Genomic DNA, 17,783 nt, shown 5'->3' on the forward strand with positions numbered 1-17,783 from the left:
GGCCCGCTCGGGGGCCTGGGGCTGCGGCTACTGACCGGGTCGACCCCGCGTTGGGTGTTACGGCTTTTAACACCCCCCATAACCACTCACGACCAGCCGTGGGTGGCCTTCCGGGTTTCACCGGATTGTGCTGTTTTCCTTGGAGTGTCGCTTTTCCGCCGCCTAGCTTCGGCCGGTGACCACTCTCGAGCAGTCCGCCGTCGCGGACCTCGTGCGGAGCACGCTCTCCGCGCACAAGTCGTTGTTCCTCGCCACCTCGGGCAGCACCGGGCCGTGGGTCGGCGGGGTCTACTTCGCCGAAACCGGCGAATTCACCCTGAACCTCGTGCTCGAGGACCGCGGCCGGACGCTGGCCGCCGTCCGGGAGAACCCGGTGGTCTCGGTCGTCGTCTCGACGGGCTCGCCGATGCAGCCGTTCCTGCAGGCCCAGGCGACCGCCGAGATCGTCGGCCGCGACGAGGACGCGCGGGTGCGCGAGCTGCTCGTCGCCAAGGTTCCCGAGGCCGCGCCGTTCCTGGCCGCGCCGGTCACCGCCGTCCGGCTGACCGTGCCGAAGTGGCGCGCCACGGACATCGCGAACGGCCTCCTGCCCGGCGTGGAGCTGCCGGGCCCGCGCCTGCCCTAGGCGTTCAGCTCTTCGAGCGTCGTCGGGACGTGGAACGGCGGCGTGCTCGTGCCCGTGATCCGGTACCGGCCCCACGGGTCCGGGTCCGACAGCTCTCCCGTCGCCGAGTAGGCACCCGCCTGGACGGACACGGCCTTCTTCTTGCCGCCCGCCAGGCGGGTCAGCTCGTCGTTCACCGCCACCCGGCCGTACCAGCGGTAGTAGCCGTCGATCGGCTGGAAGTAGCCGCGCAGCTCGACCGTCGCCGTCAGGGAGACACCGTCGACCACCAGCGTGGCTTCGCCGCTGTAGCCGTCTTCGTCGTGCTCGCTCATGAGGTTTCCTCCAACGACTCCGAGGTGCGGCCCAGCTGGACCACCTTGTTGGCTTCCAGGGGCTGGTTCGGGTCGATGACCACGCCGTTCTGGCGGGTCAGCCCGTCGATCGCCGCCCAGATGATCTGCGTCAGGTACTCCACGACCGCGTCGCGGCTCATCGAGCGGCGGGCCAGCCACCACTCGCCGGTGTTCTGGACCATGCCGACGATGCCGTGCGCCCACGGCTCGGCCGCGCCCGAGTCCATGTTGAACATCCGCATGTAGTCGCCGAGCAGCGCGGTCAGCGCCGTCGCGATCAGTTCCTTGTCCTCCGCCACGACGTCCGACGAGACCGGCTTCTCCGGCCGGCCGTGCGCGAGCAGGCGGTACAGGTTCGGGTGCTCCTCGATCACCGTGAAGAACGCGTCGAGCGCCATCCGGATCCGCGGCACCGGCGCCAGCTCGGCGTTGATCGCCGGGATCAGCCGCTCGAAGAGGATCTCGGTGCCACGCTGGCCGAGGGCCACGTAGAGGTCGGCCTTGTCGTCGAAGTGCCGGTACAGCACGGGTTTCGTGACGCCGGCCTCCGCGGCGACGTCCTCCATGCCGAGGTCCGGGCCGTGCGTGTCGAGCGCCCGCAGCGCCGCCTCGACGAACTCCTTGCGCCGGGCGATCCGGTGCTTGCGCCAGCGGTCGCGCCGGGCGTCGCCGGTCGCCTCCTCGCCGCGGGAGGACTTGCCGGGCTGCTTGCCTGAGCGCTTGACACGTTCGATCACGGGAGTCATGCTACGCACAGGTAACTGTTACCTCAAGTTACACATCCGGAAGGGGTGTCGGCAATGACGCGGACGCTGAAGGAACCGGACCGCGAGAAGACCGCGGACCGCCTGCTGAAGTCGTCGGCGAACAAGTTCTACGACCCCGACGTCGACATCGACTGGACCGCGCCGCTGGTCGAGGGCAAGCGGTTCATCCTCGACGAGCGTTCTTCCCTCTACGGCACCGAACTCTGGGCCAAGCTGACGCCGGAACAGCGCATCGAACTGGGCAAGCACGAGGTCGCCAGCGTCGCGACCACCGGGCTGTGGTTCGAAATCCTCCTGATGCAGATGCTGCTCAAGGAGGTCTACGAAGAGGACCCGACGTCCGCGCACGCCCAGTTCGCACTCACCGAAATCGCCGACGAATGCCGGCACTCGACGATGTTCGCGCGGATGGCGGCGCGGATCGGCTGCCCCGCCTACGGCCCGGTGCCGTGGCTGCGGCGCCTCGCGAAACTCATGCCGACCATCTCCTACGGCCCGGCGCGCTACGGCGCGATCCTGGTCGCCGAGGAGGTCCTGGACCGGCTGCAGCGCGAGCAGATGAACGACGAAGGCGTCCAGCCGCTGGTCCGGATGGTCAACCGGATCCACGTCCTGGAAGAGGCCCGGCACGTCACCTTCGCCCGCGAAGAGGTCACGCGCGGGATGGCGAAGCTGTCCAAGGCCGAGATCGCCTACCAGCAGTTCATCATCGCGCTCATCTCGTACTTCGTGACGCGGGCGTTCATCAACCCGGACGTCTACAAGGCGGTCGGCATCCGGCCGCGCGACGGCGTGGAAGCGGCCCTGAACAACCCGAACTGGCAGGGGACGATCGCGTGGGCCGGGGAGAAGATCATGCCGTTCCTGCAGGAGTCCGGCCTGGTCGGGCTGCCCGGGAAGTACTTCTGGCGCAAGTCGTTCCTGCTCCCGGCGGGCCGATGACGACCGCTTCGCGGCTGCGGGACCCCTCGGCCGGGCACCGGTTCGTCGCAAGCGACGGCGCCGCGCTGCACGTCTCGCAGACCGGGCCCGCGGATTCCGCCGTCACGCTGGTGCTGGTGCACGGCTGGACGCAGGACCACCGGACGTGGGACTTCGTGCTGCCGCACCTCGACCCCGGCCTGCGCGTGCTGCGCTACGACCTGCGCGGCCACGGCGGTTCGGCGCACGCCCGGCCCGGCGGCGCCACGATCACGCGCCTGGCCGACGACCTCGCCGAGCTGATCGCCGACCGCGTCCCGGCCGGGCCGCTGGTGCTGGCCGGGCACTCGATGGGCGGCATGACGCTGATGGTGCTGGCCGAACGGCACCCGGCGCTGGTCCGGGAGCGGCTGGCCGGGGCGGCGTTCGTCGCGACGTCGTCGGGCGACATGGACCAGCTGACGCTCGGGTTCCCGGGCCTGGTCGGCCGGGGCGTGACGCGCTTCGAGCCGCGGGTGGCCCGGCTGCTGGCCGGATTGCGGTCGGACACGCTGCGGCTGCGGCCGGGCCTGGTCCGCTCGGGCGCCCGGCGGCTGGTGTTCGGCGTCCGGCCGGGGCGCGAGCAGGTGGACAGCGTCGTCGAGCAGCTGCTGTGCGCGCACCCGGCGAGCGCGGGGATGTTCCTCGACGCCATCGCGGCCCACCGCGGGGTCGGTGGACTGGGCGCCCTGTGCGACGTGCCGTCGGTGGTGCTGGCGGGGGAGAGGGACCGGCTGTGCCCGCTGGCGCACGCGAAGGTGATCGCGGACGAGCTGCCGCACGCGGAGTTCGTCCGGTTCCCGGGCGCCGGGCACATGCTCCCGCAGGAACGTCCCCACGAGGTGGCGCGCCGGATTTCCGCCCTGGTGCGGATCGCTGCCGCGCGCTGAGCAGTGAACTATCCGGTCAGACTGACCGGATAGTTCACCACCTCGTGCTCAGGAGTCCTTGAGCGGGAAGCCGCCACCGATGCCGCGCCAGGCGAGGTTGGCCGTCAGGGCCACCGCCTCCTCGCGGCTCATCGACTGGTGGTGGGCCAGCCAGAACCGGGCGCTGACCTGGCTCATCCCGACCAGCCCGACGGCCAGCAGCCGCGCCTTGTCCTCGTCGAGGCCGGCGTCCGCGGTGATCGTCTCGGTGATCGCGTCCACGCTCGCCGACGTCGCCCGGTCGACCGCTTCCTGGACCGCCGGCTCGCCGCGCAGGTCGGACTCGAACACCATCCGGAACGCGCCCGCGTCGTTGCTGACGAAGTCGAAGAACGCGCCGACCGTCGCCGGGACGCGCTGCTTGTTCTCCGTCGTCGAGTCCAGCGCGTTCTGGACGCGCTTGACCAGCTCGTCGACGTGGCTTTCCAGCAGCGCGATGTACAGATCGAGCTTGCCGGGGAAGTGCTGGTACAGCACGGGCTTCGAGACGCCCGCGACCTCGGCGATCTCGTCCATGGCGGCAGCGTGGTAACCGTTTTCGGCGAAGACCCGCTGCGCCGCGGCGAGGAGCTGGGCCCGGCGCTCGGTCCGGGGCAGCCGCACCCCACGTTGCTGCACCCGCGTCATCTCCGTCATGCTTCGTCCTCCCGTCAGTTTTTTCTTCGACGGGCGGGGTCGCCACCGCGTGAAGTCGCCCTGAAGATTACTCGCCGGTACGTGTGCCGCGCCAAGGGTCGGGCATTCTGGATCCGTGAACACCCCCGTGCCGGCGCGGCCGCCGCTGACCCACGTGCCGCTTTCGACCAGGGCGTTGCCCTCGCTCGACCCGGTTCCGCCGCCGTGGCCCGCGGCGTTCGAAGAGGTGGGCACCGCCCGGCTCCACGTCCGCCGCACGCCGGGCCCGGACGGCGTGCCCGCCGTCTACGTGCACGGCCTCGGCGGCTCGTCGACGAACTGGACCGACCTGGCCGCGCTGCTCGCGCCGGTCGCCGGCGGCACGGCCATCGACCTGCCCGGGTTCGGCTACTCCGAGCCCGAAGAAGGCTTCGACTTCACGCTGCAGGCGCACGCCGACGTCGTCGTGCGGCACGTCGAGGCGGTCGGTGCGCCGGTGCACCTGTTCGGCAACTCGATGGGCGGCGCCATCGCCCTGCTGGTCGCGGCGCAGAGGCCGGAGCTGGTGAAGACGCTGACGCTCATCTCGCCGGCGGTCCCGGACCTGCGGCTCGACCCGCGGCGGCTGTCGGACCCGCGGATGGCGCTGGCCTATCTGCCGCTGGTCGGCGCGCGCGTGCGGGCCCAGCTGGCCGCGCTCGGGCCGCGGGAACGCGCCGCGCAGGTCATCAAGCTCTGCTTCGCCGACCCTTCGCGGTTCCCCGAGAGCCGGCTCGACGAGCTGACCGAGGAACACGGGGCCCGCGCCGGGTTCGCCTGGGCGGCGCCCGCGATGGCCCGCAGCACCTTCGCGATCTTCCGGGCGTGGTCGACGCTGGGGAAGGCGTCGCTGTGGGCGGTCGCGCCGCTGGTCAAAGCGCCGACGCTGGTCGTCTGGGGGCGGCAGGACCGCGTCATCTCGGTGAAGAGAGCCGCGCGGACCGCGCGGGCGATCCCGCGGGCCCGGCTGCTGGTGCTCCCGCGCACCGGGCACGTGGCGCAGATGGAACGCCCGGTCGTCGTCGCGAAGGCCGTCCTCGGCATGTGGGAGCACGTCGAAGCGGGCACGTGGTAACCCGTTCGGGGGACAGCGGGTTCACTCGATGATCCGCCAGTCGCCGATAACGGTTCGGTGGCGCTGTGGCACCCTGGTGCGGTGGACCGGGTGAAGCAGGACGCGCGAGGCGACGATCGGCGGGCTCCCCACCGCGCGTCGGCCCGCCGGACGCCGGAGCCCGCGGACCCCCCGCGCACGGGCCAGTACCGCCCGTCGAAGGCGCCCGCGCAGCGCGTCGGCGACGACCGCTACCGCCCGGGCAGCCGCCGGACCAGCGCCGAACCGCTGAGCGCCTCCTGGAAACCGGACGTGCCGGTCGCCCGGGAGAAGGAGGACCCGCCGCCGAAGACCGGCGTCGCGAAGCTCACCAAGACCTACGGCTGGCGCGTCTACGCCCTGCCGATCCTGGTCGTGCTGACCGTGCTCGTCGTGGTCAACACGGCCAACAGCCCGGCCCAGCCGATCGCCGAGCAGGGTGCCGCCGCGCCCGGTGTCGAGTCGGCGGGCGGCGACAGCTCCGGCGGCGCCATCGACGGCAACGGCGAGCAGCCCATCCCGGAGAACCCGGCCACCCCGGTCGACCTCAAGGTGCCGACCGCGGACCTGCCCGAGGGCATCCCGTTCACCCAGGCCGGCGCGGGCAAGTGGCACGTCGTCCCGGGCAGCGGCCCGAAGATCGGCACCGGGAAGCTCTACACCTACACCGTCGAGGTCGAGGACGGCATCGACCCGGCGAGCTACGCCGGCGACGACGCCTTCGCCTCGGCCGTCCAGGGCACGCTGTCGAACCCGGCCCAGGGCTGGACGTGGGACGGCAAGATCGCGTTCCAGCGGGTGGACGGCAACTTCCCGAACCCGTCGTTCAAGGTGAGCCTGACCACGCCGGAGACCACGCACCGGCCGGACGCCTGCGGGTTCCAGATCAAGTTCGAGGCGTCCTGCTACCGCAAGAGCCTCGGCCGCGTGCTGATCAACCTGGCCCGCTGGGTGCGCGGCGCGAAGGCGTACGGCCCCGACATGACCGGGTACCGGCAGTACGCCATCAACCACGAGGTCGGCCACGCCCTGGGCAACCAGCACGTCGGCTGCGGCGGCACCGACCAGCCGGCCCCGGTGATGATGCAGCAGTCCTTCGGCGTCTCCGACGACTACGTGTCGATGCTCAACGACATCCCGGGCGGCGACAAGGGCAAGGTGGCCAAGGACGGCCGCATCTGCAAGACCAACTCCTGGCCGAATCCCACGCCTCAGGGCTGAGCCGTCCCACTCCTTGGACGCGGGAAGGCATATTTGCCTGCGCGCGTTGTGCATAGTGGGATGGACGCGATACGCGCGCGAGATGGAGGACCCATGTCAGCACTGCCGCCGCTCGTCGAGCCGGCTGCCGAGCTCACCAAGGAAGAGGTGGCCCGGTACAGCCGTCACCTGATCATCCCGGACGTCGGGGTGACCGGGCAGAAGCGGCTGAAGAACGCCAAGGTCCTGGTGATCGGGGCCGGCGGCCTCGGCAGCCCCGCGCTGCTGTACCTGGCCGCCGCCGGGGTCGGCACGCTCGGCATCGTCGACTTCGACGTCGTGGACGAGTCGAACCTGCAGCGCCAGGTGATCCACGGCCAGTCCGACGTCGGCAAGCTCAAGGCCGCGTCCGCGCAGGAGTCGATCGCCGACGTCAACCCGTTCGTGAAGGTGCACCTGCACACCGACCGGCTGGACTCGTCGAACGCGCTGGAGATCTTCGAGCAGTACGACCTGATCGTCGACGGCACCGACAACTTCGCCACGCGCTACCTGGTCAACGACGCCGCGGTGCTGCTGGGCAAGCCGTACGTCTGGGGCTCGATCTTCCGGTTCGAAGGCCAGGTCAGCGTGTTCTGGGAGGACGCGCCGAACGGTCTCGGGCTGAACTACCGCGACCTCTACCCGGAGCCGCCGCCCCCGGGCATGGTCCCCTCCTGCGCCGAGGGTGGCGTGCTGGGCGTGCTGTGCGCGTCCATCGGCTCGATCATGGTGACCGAGGCGATCAAGCTCATCACCGGTATCGGCGAGCCGCTGCTCGGCCGCCTGATCAGCTACGACGCGCTGGACATGAAGTACCGCGAGGTCAAGATCCGCAAGGACCCGGACACGCCGAAGATCACCGAGCTGATCGACTACGAGGCGTTCTGCGGGGTCGTGTCCGACGAGGCGGCTTCGGCGGCTTCGGGCAGCACGATCACCCCGGCGGAGCTCAAGGCCAAGTTCGACAGCGGCGAGAACTTCGCGCTGATCGACGTCCGCGAGCCGCACGAGTACGAGATCGTCAACATCAAGGGCGCGACGCTGATCCCGAAGGACCGGATCCTTTCGGGCGAGGCGCTGTCCGAGCTGCCGCAGGACAAGCCGATCGTGCTGCACTGCAAGTCGGGCGCCCGGTCCGCCGAGGCCCTCGCGGCGTTGCACGCGGCCGGCTTCAAGGACGCGACGCACCTCGGCGGCGGCGTGCTCGCCTGGGCCAAGCAGATCGACCCGAGCCTGCCGACCTACTGACAGTGGGTGTTTTGCCCGGCCGGGAAACCGTGTGTGAGCAGCGCGTCTTCTCATTCGTGGAACACCCGGCCGGGTAACGTCACGACTCGTGCGGTCAACCCTCGAACGTCCTCCGGCACACGTCTGCGCGGCCTTCGGCGGCCCCGCCGACGCCGGCGAGCGCCTGCCGGATTCGACGGCGTGGCGCTGCGGCGACCTCGTGCTCAAGCCCGTCGCGGACAAGGCCCGGACGCTGTGGACCGCGCACGCGCTCGACTACGTCCGCGAGCCGGGCTTGCGGGTCGCCAAGCCGGTCCGGTCTTCCGACGGCCGCTGGATCGTCGGCGGCTGGACGGCGTCCCGGTTCGTCCCGGGGACACCGGAGCACCGCGGTGACGCCTCGGTTCTGGCGGCGGTGAAGCTGCACCGGGCCACGGCCGGCCTGCCCCGCCCGGAATTCCTCGACGCGCGCGACGACGTGGACGCGGTCGCGGACCGCGTGGCGTGGGAGGAACGCGAGGTCCCCCTGGCGGAGACGAAGGGCGGCCGCTGGTTCGAGGTCCTGGCGGGTGCCCGCCGCCCGATCCGCCTGCCATCCCAGGTGGCCCACGGCGAGCTGCTGGCGGGCCTGCTCTTCGACGGCGACTCCAGCCCCGGCCTCGTCGACTTCGTGCCGTACTACCGCCCGGGTGAGTACGGCGCGGCGATCGTCGCGGTGGACGCGCTGGCGTGGGGCGGGGCAGGGCGCGACCTGCTCGAGCGGTGGGCGCACCTGCCGGAGTGGCCGCAGTTGTTGCTGCGCGCGGTGTTGTTCCGCCTGGCGTCGAACGCGTTGAACCCTCGCTCGACGCAGGCGTCCCTGGACGGCCTGCGGGCCGCGGCGCGCGAGGTGTCCGGCGTCTTGTGACCGAGGTCGCAAGGTCGCGGGATACAGCGGGCAAAGCGCCGCTGACCTCCGGACTCCCGGCAGGTGGACGCCGATCTCACCGGGCGGGCGGCGGAAACACCGCCGCAATGTCAACTGCCTGAAACATTCGGTCGAATCCGGTTAACACGGCCTCCTTAGCGTCAGGGCACGCCCGAAACGCCGAGGAGGTGCCCGATGCCGCAGGTCGACACCCACTGCCCGTACTGCGCCCTGCAGTGCGGGATGAGCCTCGACGGCACCCGCGTCACGCCGCGGGACTTCCCCGTCAACGCCGGTGGCCTGTGCCAGAAGGGCTGGACCGCCGGCAGCCTCCTCACGAGCCCGAAGCGGCTGACCACGCCGATGCTGCGCGTGAACGGCGCGCTCGAGCCGGTCAGCTGGGAGTTCGCCCTCGACTTCGTCGCCCGGAAACTGGCCGAAATCCAGGGAGAACACGGTCCCGACAGTGTCGCGATCTTCGGCGGCGGCGGGCTGACCAACGAAAAGGCCTACCTGCTCGGCAAGTTCGCCCGCGTCGCGCTCGGCACCTCGCAGATCGACTACAACGGCCGGTGGTGCATGTCCTCGGCCGCGGCCGCCGGGATCAGGGCGTTCGGGGCCGACCGCGGGATGCCGTTCCCCGTCACCGATCTCAAGCAGGCCGACGTCGTGCTGCTCACCGGGGCGAACCCGGCCGAGACCATGCCGCCGTTCACCCAGCACCTGCGCGGCACCGACCTGATCGTCGTCGACCCGCGGCGCACGCCGACCGCCGAGCTGGCGAGCCTGCACCTCGCGCCCGCGCCCGGCACGGATCTCGCGCTGGCCCTGGGCATCCTGCACGCCGTCGTCGAGGGCGGCCACCTCGATCAGTCCTATGTGGACGACCGGACCAGTGGGTTCGGCGAGATGTGGCGGATCGCCGCGAGCTGGTGGCCGGAACGCGCCGAGCGTGTCACCGGTGTCTCGGCCGCCGACATGCGCCTCGCCGCCGAAAAGCTCGCGAACGCCCGCAACGCCTACGTCCTCACCGCCCGCGGCACCGAGCAGCACGCCACCGGCACCGCGACCGTCGGCGCCTGGATCAACCTGGCGCTGAGCCTCGGCCTGCCCGGCCGGCCGGGCTCCGGTTACGGCTGCCTCACCGGCCAGGGCAACGGCCAGGGTGGCCGCGAGCACGGCCAGAAGGCCGACCAGCTGCCCGGCTACCGCAAGCTCGACGACCCGGTCGCGCGCGAGTACGTCGCCGGTGTCTGGGGGGTCGACGCCGGAAGCCTGCCCGGTCCCGGCCGCTCGGCCACCGAACTGCTCGAAGCGCTCGGCCAGGAGAACGGCCCGAAGGCGTTGATGGTGTTCGGCAGCAACGTCGTCGTCTCGGCGCCGCGCTCGCAGCGCGTCCAGGAACGACTGTCCGAACTGGACTTCCTGGTCGTCGCCGACTTCGTGCTGTCGGAGACCGCGGCGCTCGCCGACGTTGTCCTGCCGGTCACCCAGTGGGCCGAAGAGGACGGCACGCTCACCAACCTCGAAGGCCGTGTCCTGTTGCGGCGCCGGGCGTTGACGCCGCCGCCGGGGGTACGGTCCGACTTGGACGTCCTCAACGGACTGGCGCACCGGCTGGGGCAGCCCGAAGGCCGGTTCCCGGCCGACGCCGAGACGGTGTTCGAGGAACTGCGGATCGCGTCGAAGGGCGGCATCGCCGACTACTCCGGCGTCAGCTACGACCGGCTCCGCACCGGCGAGGCCCTGCACTGGCCGGTCCCCGGGAACGACCACCCCGGAACCCCGCGGATGTTCCTCGACACCTTCGCCCACCCGGACGGCCGTGCGCGGTTCGTGCCGGTCGAGCACACCGGCCCGGCCGAGGTGCCGGACGACGAGTTCCCGTTGCAGGCCACCACTGGCCGCGTGCTGCAGCACTACCAGTCGGGCGCGCAGACGCGGCTCATCAGTGAGCTCAACGAAGTCGTGCCGGAGGCGTTCGTCGAGGTCCACCCGGACACCGCCAAGCGCGCGGGGCTCGAAGAAGGCGACCGGGCGCTGATCCGGTCGCGCCGCGGCGAAACCGTGGCGAAGGTGCGGTTCGTCCAGAACCTCAAGCCCGATCTCGTCTTCCTGCCGTTCCACTTCCCGGGTGAGCAGCGCGCCAACCTGTTCACCAACCCGGCGCTCGACCCGGTCTCCCGGATGCCGGAGTTCAAGGTGTGTGCCGTTTCCCTGTCTACTGTGGATGGTGCCGCATGACCCCGCGTGAAGTCGTCATCGTCGGCTACGGCATGGCCGGCGCCCGGCTGGCCGACGAGATCCGCCGCCGCGACCCGATCGCCGAACGGGTCCGGCTGACCGTCCTCGGCGCCGAGAAGCACGCCGCCTACAACCGGGTGCTGCTGTCCGCGGTCGTCGCGGGCGGGATGAGCGCCGAGAGTGTCCGCCTGCACGACGACGAGTGGGCCCAGCGGCACAACATCGACCTGCGGCTCGGCGTCGACGTCGCCCGGATCGACCGCGAGAAGCGCTGCGTCGAGCTGGCCGACGGATCCGCCGTCGACTACGACGCCCTGGTCCTCGCCACCGGCGCGAACCCGTGGATCCCGCCGGTGGAGGGCCTGGAAGCCGGGCCGGGCGTGGTCGCCTTCCGCAGTCTGGACGACTGCGCCAAGATCCTCGACGCCGCCCGCTTCGGCGCGCCGGTCGCGGTGCTCGGCGGCGGCCTGCTCGGCCTCGAAGCCGCCCGCGGCCTGGCCGGGCGCGGCAACCAGGTGACCGTCGTGCACCCGCTGGGGCACGTCATGGAACGCCAGCTCGACCCGGCCGCCGGGCACGTGCTGGCCCGGCAGCTCACCGACATGGGCGTCACCTTCAAGTTCGGCGCCACCGCCGCCCGCTACCTGCCCGGCGACGGCCTCAAGCTCGACGACGGCACCCTCGTCCCGGCCGACCTGGTCGTGGTCGCCGCCGGCGTCCGCGCCGAGACGAGCCTCGCCGCCGAAGCCGGCCTAGACGTCGAGGGAGCTGTGCTGGTTGACGACGTGCTGCGCACCAGCGACGGCCGCATCCACGCCCTCGGCGACTGCGCCCGCCACCCGGGCGCGCCGGCCGGGCTGATCCAGCCCGCCTGGGAACAGGCCGAAGTCCTCGCCGACGTCCTGACCGGGACGAACGCGGCGGCCCGCTACCGCGGCACCACGGCCGTCACCCGGCTCAAGGCCCGCGGCATCGACCTCGCCGCGCTCGGCGAGACCCAGCTCGAAGCATCCGACAACGGCGCCGAGGTGCTCACCTTCAACGACCCCACCGGCGGCCGGTACGGCAAGCTCGTCGTCCGCGAAAACCGCGTCACCGGGGCGATCCTGCTCGGCCTGCCCGACGCGGCCGCGACCATCACCCAGTTCCACGACCGCGGGACGCCGTTGCCGGACGACCGGCTCGCCGTCCTGCTCGGCCGCGCGCTGCCCAGCGGCAGCACCCCCGCGGCCAGCCCCGGCGACCTGCCCGCGGCGGCGGTGATCTGCCGCTGCAACAACGTCACCAAGGGTCGGCTGATCGAAGCCTGGAAGGCCGGGGCCACCGACACTCCCGCACTGGCGCGGGCCACGCGAGCCACCACGGGATGCGGCGGGTGCACCGACACCGTCGGCGGCATCGCCAACTGGCTCGCGGCGCAATGACCGATCCGACCCGCACTGAGGAGAACGCCGTGGCGCACCAAGGAAAGCATTGGATCGAGCACTGGGAACCCGAGAACGACGAGTTCTGGGAGTCGTCGGGCAAGAAGATCGCCCGCCGCAACCTGTGGTTCTCGGTCTTCGCCGAGCACATCGGCTTCTCGATCTGGACACTGTGGTCGGTCATCGTCCTGTTCATGGGCAAGGACTACGGCTTTTCCGCCGCCGACAAGTTCCTCCTCGTCTCGACGCCGACGCTGGTCGGCGGCCTGATGCGGCTGCCCTACACCTTCGCGGTGGCGAAGTTCGGCGGTCGCAACTGGACGGTCGTCTCGGCCGTGCTGCTGCTCATCCCGACCACGCTGGCCGCGATCGTGCTGCACCCCGGCACGTCGCTCGGCACGTTCCTGCTGGTCGCGGCCCTGGGCGGGGTCGGCGGCGGCAACTTCGCGTCGTCGATGACGAACATCAACGCCTTCTACCCCGAGAAGCACAAGGGCTGGGCGCTGGGCCTCAACGCCGGCGGCGGCAACCTCGGCGTCGCGGCGATCCAGCTGGTCGGGCTGCTGGTGATCGGCACCGCGGGGGCGACCATGCCCCGGCTGGTGCTGTTCATCTACCTGCCGCTGATCGTGGTCGCCGCCCTGTGCGCGTACTTCTTCATGGACAACCTCGCCACCATGAAGGGCGACACCAAGGCGATGCGCGAGGTCGTCAAGGACCCGCACACCTGGGTGATGTCGTTCCTCTACGTCGGCACGTTCGGCTCGTTCATCGGCTACAGCTTCGCCTTCGGCCTGGTGCTGCAGAACCAGTTCGGCCGGACCCCGCTGCAGGCGGCCGCGGTGACGTTCCTCGGCCCGCTGCTCGGCTCGTTCTCCCGGCCCACCGGCGGCTGGCTCGCCGACCGCGTCGGCGGCGGCAAGGTCACCTTCGCCACCTTCACCGGGATGGCGCTGGCCACGGTGGTGCTCATCCTGGCCTCGACGTCGAAGTCCCTGACGCTGTTCACGATCGCCTTCATCGTGCTGTTCGTGCTCACCGGCATCGGCAACGGCTCGACGTACAAGATGATCCCGGCCATCTTCCGGGCCAAGGCGAAGGTCGCCATCGCGAACGGCGCCGAGGAGACCGCCGAGCTGCTGAAGGCGCGGCGGCTGTCCGGCGCGCTGATCGGCCTGGCCGGCGCGATCGGTGCCGAAGGCGGCCTGTTCATCAACCTGGCGTTCCGGCAGTCGTTCGCCGACGCGCACAGCGGGGTCCCCGCCTTCGTCGGATTCCTCGTCTTCTACGGGCTGTGCTTCGCCGTCACCTGGGCGGTCTACCTGCGCAAGCCCGCCGAACAGCCCACGAGTGAGCGCGGTCTGGCGCTCGCGGGAGCGGAGGTCTGAGATGCCCACCCTGGTCGTCGCCGGACACGGCATGGTCGCCCACCGGCTCGTGGAGGCGGTGCGCGCGGAAGACCCCTCCGGCAACTGGCACGTCGTCGTCCTGTCCGAGGAGCCGCGCCCGGCGTACGACCGGGTGGCGCTGACGTCCTACGTGGACACCTGGGACCCGGCCGCGCTGGCCCTGCCCGGCTCGGACTACGCGGACGATTCCTTTGTGGATCTCCGGCTCGGCGAGCTGGCGGTTTCGGTGGACCGGTCGGCGAAGACGGTCACCACGGCCTCCGGTGACGTCGTCTCCTACGACGCGCTGGTGCTGGCCACCGGCTCGCGGCCGTTCGTGCCGCCGGTGCCCGGGCACGACCTGGACGGCTGCTTCGTCTACCGGACCATCGAAGACCTCGACCGCATCCGCGCCGCCGCGGTCGACAAGCCGGGCCGCGGCCGGCGCTCGGCGGTCGTCATCGGCGGTGGCCTGCTCGGCCTGGAGGCCGCGAAGGCTTTGCGGGACATGGGTTTGTCGCCGCACGTCGTCGAGATGGCGCCGCGGCTGATGCCGCTGCAGGTCGACGAGGGCGGCGGCTCGCTGCTGCGGCGGCTCATCACGAACCTGGACGTCACCGTCCACACGGGAACGTCGACCGACGCGATCGAGGCCGAAGGCTCGCGGCTGCTGGCCCGGCTCGGCAACGGCACCGAACTGGACGTCGACCTGGTCGTCTTCTCGGCCGGTGTCCGGCCGCGTGACGACCTGGCCCGGCAGTCCGGTTTGGACCTCGGCCCGCGCGGCGGCGTGCTGACGGATGCGTCCTGCCGCACCAGCGACCCGGCGATCTACGCGATCGGCGAGTGCGCCGCGGTCGAGGGACGCGTGTACGGCATCGTGGCGCCCGGCTACGCGATGGCGGAGATCGTCGCCGCGCAGCTCACCGGCGGGGCCGGGACGTTCCCGGAGCCGGACACGTCCACGAAGCTCAAGCTGATGGGCGTCGACGTCGCGTCCTTCGGAGACGCCCACGCCACGACCGAGGGCGCGCTGGAAGTCGCCGTCAACGACGCAGTCGCCGGGACGTACAAGAAGCTCGTGGTCACCGACGACGGCAAGACGCTCCTGGGTGGCGTGCTCGTCGGCGACGCGACCGAGTACAACACGCTGCGGGCCCTGGTCGGCCGTCCGCTGCCGGCCGAGCCGGGCGCGATCCTCGCCCCGGCGGGCGGCGGTGCCGCGGTCGGCGTCGACGCCCTGCCGGACGCGGCGCAGATCTGTTCGTGCAACGCGGTGTCCAAGGGCGCGATCACGAACGCCATCCACGAGGACGGCTGCGACACCGTCGGCAAGCTGAAGGCGTGCACCCGGGCGGGCACCGCGTGCGGGTCGTGCGTCCCCTTGCTGTCGAAGCTGCTCAACGCGGCCGGGGTCGAGCAGTCGAAGGCCGTCTGCGAGCACTTCCCGCAGTCGCGCGCGGAGCTGTTCGAGATCGTCCAGGCCACCCGGATCACGACGTTCAGCGAGCTGATCGGCCGGTACGGTTCGGGCAGCGGCTGCGCGATCTGCAAGCCGGCCGTGGCGTCCATCCTGGCCACGCTGGGCAACGGGCACGTGCTCGGCGGCGAGCAGATGACGTTGCAGGACACCAACGACCGGTACCTGGCGAACCTGCAGCGCAACGGGACCTATTCGGTGGTCCCGCGGATCCCCGGCGGCGAGATCACGCCGGACAAGCTGATCGTCATCGGTGAGGTGGCGCGCGACTTCGGGCTGTACACGAAGATCACCGGCGGTCAGCGGATCGACCTGTTCGGGGCCACTGTGGACCAGCTGCCGCTGATCTGGCGGCGGCTCGTCGACGCCGGGTTCGAGTCCGGGCACGCGTACGGCAAGGCGCTGCGGACGGTCAAGTCGTGCGTCGGGTCGACGTGGTGCCGCTACGGCGTCCAGGACAGCGTCGGCCTCGCGATCGAGCTGGAGCTGCGTTACCGCGGGCTGCGGTCGCCGCACAAGCTCAAGTCGGCCGTCTCGGGTTGTGCGCGGGAGTGCGCCGAGGCGCGCAGCAAGGACTTCGGCATCATCGCCACGGAGAACGGCTGGAACCTCTACGTCGGCGGCAACGGCGGCACCACCCCGCGCCACGCCGACCTGCTGGTGTCCGATGTGGACACGACCACGCTGATCCGCACGATCGACCGGTTCCTGATGTTCTACGTGCGCACCGCCGACCGGCTGCAGCGGACCGCGCCCTGGATCGAGGAACTCGAGGGCGGGCTGGACCACCTGCGCGCGGTGATCGTCGAGGACTCCCTCGGCATCTGCGAGGACCTCGACGCGGCGATGGCCAAGCACGTCGACAACTACGCCGACGAGTGGAAGGGCGTCCTGGAGGACCCGGAGAAACTGGCCCGGTTCAGCTCGTTCGTCAACGCGCCGGGCACGCCCGACCCGGCGATCTCGTTCCGCTCGGAGCGGGAGCAGAAAGTGCCCGTGATGCTCGGAGTGCCGGAGGTGCGTCGATGACTACTTCGATCCAGCGGACCTGGACGGCGGTCTGCCCGGCCGGCGCGGTGCCCGAGCACGCCGGGGTGGCGGCGCTGCTCGACGGCGGCGTGCAGGTGGCGATCTTCCGGCTGCCCGGTGACCGGTTCCACGCTCTGTCCAATTGGGACCCGTGCAGCGGCGCGGCGGTGCTTTCGCGCGGCATCGTCGGCGACGCGGACGGCGTGCCGGTGGTGGCCTCGCCGGTCTACAAGGAACGGTTCGCGCTCGACAGTGGACAGTGCCTGGACGCGCCGGGCGTTTCGGTGCCGGTGTACGAGGTGCGCGTGCGGGAAGGCGTCGTCGAAGTGGAGAGCGCGTGAGCGATGTGCTCCCACTGGCCGGTTTCGTGATCGGCATCACCGCGGCGCGCCGGGCTGACGAGCTCGGCGCGCTGCTGGTGCGCAAGGGGGCGGGCGTCCGGTACGGCCCGGCGATCCGGATCGTGCCGCTGACGGACGACCGGGAGCTGCACGCGGCGACGCTGGCGCTGCTGGCGGCGCCGGTGGACGCGGTCGTCGCGACCACCGGCATCGGCTTCCGCGGCTGGCTGGAGGCGGCCGAGGGCTGGGGGCTGGGGGATCCGCTGCTGGAACGGCTGTCGTCGGCGTCGCTGCTGGCCCGCGGGCCGAAGGTGACCGGCGCGCTCCGGGCGGCCGGGCTGTCGGAGTCGTACTCGCCCGCGTCGGAGAGCAACGCGGAGCTGCTGCAGCACCTGCTCTCGTCGGGGGTCGAGGGGCTGCGGATCGCGGTACAGCTGCACGGCGAGCCGCTGCCGTACTTCGTGGACACGCTGCGCGCGGCGGGGGCGGAGGTCATCGAGATTTCGGTGTACCGCTGGGTCGGCCCGGCCGACCCGGGCCCGGTCGACCGCCTCCTGGACGGCGTCCTGGACGGCTCGATCCACGCGCTGCCGTTCACCAGCGCCCCGGCGGCGGCCTCGCTGATCGCCCTGGCCCGGCGCACGGGCCGGCTGCCGGGGCTGATCACGGCGCTGTCCGGCCCGGTGGTGGCGGCGTGCGTCGGGCCCATCACGGCCGGCCCGCTGGCGGCCTTGGGGGTGCCGACGGTCCAGCCGCACCGGGCGCGCATCGGCGCACTGGCCCGGACGGTGGCGGAGACGTTGGTGGCGCGGTCCCCGCGGCTGCGGGCGGGTGGGCGTTCGATCGAGCTGCGCGGCCAGGCGGCCATCGTGGACGGCGAGTGGTGCGAGGTGGCCCCGGCACCGATGGCGTTGCTGCGTGCGTTGGCGGCGTCACCGGGACGGGTGGTGTCGCGGCGCGAGCTGATTTCGGCGTTGCCGGGCGGCGGCGAGGAGCACGCGGTGGAGACGGCGATCGGCCGCCTGCGGACGTCGCTGGGCGGCGGGAAGGTGGTCCAGACGGTGGTGAAGCGGGGGTACCGGCTGGCTGTCGACGTCTGACCGCCGTGTCAGCGGCCGTGTCAGTGCGGTGGCCTTCC

General features: G+C 71.5%; 16 protein-coding genes. 13 read left to right on the forward strand and 3 right to left on the reverse strand.

The window, feature by feature from the left end; all coding sequences use genetic code 11:
- The first annotated feature begins 175 nt into the window (after window positions 1-175).
- The gene (locus ABZW17_RS36290; RefSeq protein WP_354824166.1) at window positions 176-625 is read left to right on the forward strand and encodes a pyridoxamine 5'-phosphate oxidase family protein; all 450 of its coding nucleotides are present in this window, start codon (window positions 176-178) and stop codon (window positions 623-625) included.
- On the opposite strand, the gene ABZW17_RS36295 is transcribed toward ABZW17_RS36290, so the two are convergent.
- Window positions 622-939, reverse strand: coding sequence for a DUF4873 domain-containing protein (locus tag ABZW17_RS36295; RefSeq protein ID WP_354824168.1), 318 nt, complete (start codon window positions 937-939; stop codon window positions 622-624). The genes ABZW17_RS36290 and ABZW17_RS36295 overlap by 4 nt on opposite strands.
- Window positions 936-1,706: a TetR/AcrR family transcriptional regulator gene (locus ABZW17_RS36300; protein ID WP_354824170.1), complete on the reverse strand. Its 771-nt coding sequence runs from the start codon at window positions 1,704-1,706 to the stop codon at window positions 936-938. Before ABZW17_RS36300 ends, ABZW17_RS36295 begins: the two co-directional genes overlap by 4 nt.
- 54 nt (window positions 1,707-1,760) lie before the next feature.
- Here ABZW17_RS36300 and ABZW17_RS36305 point away from each other — a divergent pair, with 54 nt between their 5' ends.
- Window positions 1,761-2,669 carry a diiron oxygenase gene (locus ABZW17_RS36305; protein WP_354824172.1) on the forward strand — a complete coding sequence of 303 codons (909 nt, stop codon included), beginning with the start codon at window positions 1,761-1,763 and terminating at the stop codon, window positions 2,667-2,669.
- Window positions 2,666-3,577, forward strand: a complete 912-nt coding sequence (locus ABZW17_RS36310) for an alpha/beta hydrolase (protein ID WP_354824174.1) — start codon at window positions 2,666-2,668, stop codon at window positions 3,575-3,577. Before ABZW17_RS36305 ends, ABZW17_RS36310 begins: the two co-directional genes overlap by 4 nt.
- A 48-nt stretch (window positions 3,578-3,625) precedes the next feature.
- Here the strand turns inward: ABZW17_RS36310 and ABZW17_RS36315 are convergent, their stop codons facing one another.
- A complete protein-coding gene (locus tag ABZW17_RS36315; RefSeq protein ID WP_325148673.1) occupies window positions 3,626-4,252 on the reverse strand; it encodes a TetR/AcrR family transcriptional regulator in 627 nt (208 codons plus the stop codon).
- A gap of 115 nt (window positions 4,253-4,367) precedes the next feature.
- Here ABZW17_RS36315 and ABZW17_RS36320 point away from each other — a divergent pair, with 115 nt between their 5' ends.
- The 10 genes from ABZW17_RS36320 to ABZW17_RS36365 all read left to right on the forward strand — a co-directional run bounded on the left by ABZW17_RS36320 (window position 4,368) and on the right by ABZW17_RS36365 (window position 17,745).
- Entirely contained in the window at window positions 4,368-5,345 is a 978-nt protein-coding gene (locus ABZW17_RS36320; protein ID WP_354824177.1) for an alpha/beta fold hydrolase, read from the forward strand.
- A gap of 81 nt (window positions 5,346-5,426) precedes the next feature.
- Window positions 5,427-6,584 carry a DUF3152 domain-containing protein gene (locus tag ABZW17_RS36325; protein ID WP_354824179.1) on the forward strand — a complete coding sequence of 386 codons (1,158 nt, stop codon included), beginning with the start codon at window positions 5,427-5,429 and terminating at the stop codon, window positions 6,582-6,584.
- Window positions 6,585-6,677: 93 nt separating this feature from the next.
- Window positions 6,678-7,853 (forward strand): adenylyltransferase/sulfurtransferase MoeZ, encoded by a 1,176-nt coding sequence (gene moeZ, locus ABZW17_RS36330; RefSeq protein WP_354824181.1) that lies wholly within the window; start codon window positions 6,678-6,680, stop codon window positions 7,851-7,853.
- 88 nt (window positions 7,854-7,941) lie between these two features.
- Window positions 7,942-8,739 carry a TIGR02569 family protein gene (locus tag ABZW17_RS36335; protein ID WP_354824183.1) on the forward strand — a complete coding sequence of 266 codons (798 nt, stop codon included), beginning with the start codon at window positions 7,942-7,944 and terminating at the stop codon, window positions 8,737-8,739.
- A 195-nt stretch (window positions 8,740-8,934) separates the two neighbouring features.
- The gene (locus ABZW17_RS36340; protein WP_354824185.1) at window positions 8,935-10,983 is read left to right on the forward strand and encodes a molybdopterin oxidoreductase family protein; all 2,049 of its coding nucleotides are present in this window, start codon (window positions 8,935-8,937) and stop codon (window positions 10,981-10,983) included.
- A complete protein-coding gene (locus ABZW17_RS36345) occupies window positions 10,980-12,407 on the forward strand; it encodes an FAD-dependent oxidoreductase (RefSeq protein WP_354824187.1) in 1,428 nt (475 codons plus the stop codon). Before ABZW17_RS36340 ends, ABZW17_RS36345 begins: the two co-directional genes overlap by 4 nt.
- Entirely contained in the window at window positions 12,404-13,795 is a 1,392-nt protein-coding gene (locus ABZW17_RS36350) for a nitrate/nitrite transporter (protein WP_354824189.1), read from the forward strand. The genes ABZW17_RS36345 and ABZW17_RS36350 overlap by 4 nt, the downstream gene beginning before the upstream one ends.
- Window position 13,796: 1 nt before the next feature.
- Window positions 13,797-16,304, forward strand: coding sequence for a nitrite reductase large subunit NirB (nirB, locus tag ABZW17_RS36355; protein ID WP_354824191.1), 2,508 nt, complete (start codon window positions 13,797-13,799; stop codon window positions 16,302-16,304).
- The gene (gene nirD, locus ABZW17_RS36360; RefSeq protein WP_354824193.1) at window positions 16,301-16,645 is read left to right on the forward strand and encodes a nitrite reductase small subunit NirD; all 345 of its coding nucleotides are present in this window, start codon (window positions 16,301-16,303) and stop codon (window positions 16,643-16,645) included. The genes nirB and nirD overlap by 4 nt, the downstream gene beginning before the upstream one ends.
- The gene (locus tag ABZW17_RS36365) at window positions 16,642-17,745 is read left to right on the forward strand and encodes a uroporphyrinogen-III synthase (protein ID WP_354824195.1); all 1,104 of its coding nucleotides are present in this window, start codon (window positions 16,642-16,644) and stop codon (window positions 17,743-17,745) included. Before nirD ends, ABZW17_RS36365 begins: the two co-directional genes overlap by 4 nt.
- The last annotated feature ends 38 nt before the right edge of the window (window positions 17,746-17,783 follow it).

Source organism: Amycolatopsis sp. NPDC004625, from assembly GCF_040609695.1.
Lineage (GTDB): Bacteria > Actinomycetota > Actinomycetes > Mycobacteriales > Pseudonocardiaceae > Amycolatopsis.

What these genes read in the sequence shown, in the direction of transcription:
- ABZW17_RS36350 (WP_354824189.1), top strand. Translation starts at nt 12,404, where the DNA reads ATGACCGATCCGACCCGCACTGAGGAGAACGCCGTGGCGCACCAAGGA.
- nirB (WP_354824191.1), top strand. Translation starts at nt 13,797, where the DNA reads ATGCCCACCCTGGTCGTCGCCGGACACGGCATGGTCGCCCACCGGCTC.
- ABZW17_RS36310 (WP_354824174.1), top strand. Translation starts at nt 2,666, where the DNA reads ATGACGACCGCTTCGCGGCTGCGGGACCCCTCGGCCGGGCACCGGTTC.
- ABZW17_RS36295 (WP_354824168.1), bottom strand. Translation starts at nt 939, where the DNA reads ATGAGCGAGCACGACGAAGACGGCTACAGCGGCGAAGCCACGCTGGTG.
- ABZW17_RS36345 (WP_354824187.1), top strand. Translation starts at nt 10,980, where the DNA reads ATGACCCCGCGTGAAGTCGTCATCGTCGGCTACGGCATGGCCGGCGCC.
- moeZ (WP_354824181.1), top strand. Translation starts at nt 6,678, where the DNA reads ATGTCAGCACTGCCGCCGCTCGTCGAGCCGGCTGCCGAGCTCACCAAG.
- ABZW17_RS36340 (WP_354824185.1), top strand. Translation starts at nt 8,935, where the DNA reads ATGCCGCAGGTCGACACCCACTGCCCGTACTGCGCCCTGCAGTGCGGG.
- ABZW17_RS36315 (WP_325148673.1), bottom strand. Translation starts at nt 4,252, where the DNA reads ATGACGGAGATGACGCGGGTGCAGCAACGTGGGGTGCGGCTGCCCCGG.
- ABZW17_RS36305 (WP_354824172.1), top strand. Translation starts at nt 1,761, where the DNA reads ATGACGCGGACGCTGAAGGAACCGGACCGCGAGAAGACCGCGGACCGC.
- ABZW17_RS36300 (WP_354824170.1), bottom strand. Translation starts at nt 1,706, where the DNA reads ATGACTCCCGTGATCGAACGTGTCAAGCGCTCAGGCAAGCAGCCCGGC.
- nirD (WP_354824193.1), top strand. Translation starts at nt 16,301, where the DNA reads ATGACTACTTCGATCCAGCGGACCTGGACGGCGGTCTGCCCGGCCGGC.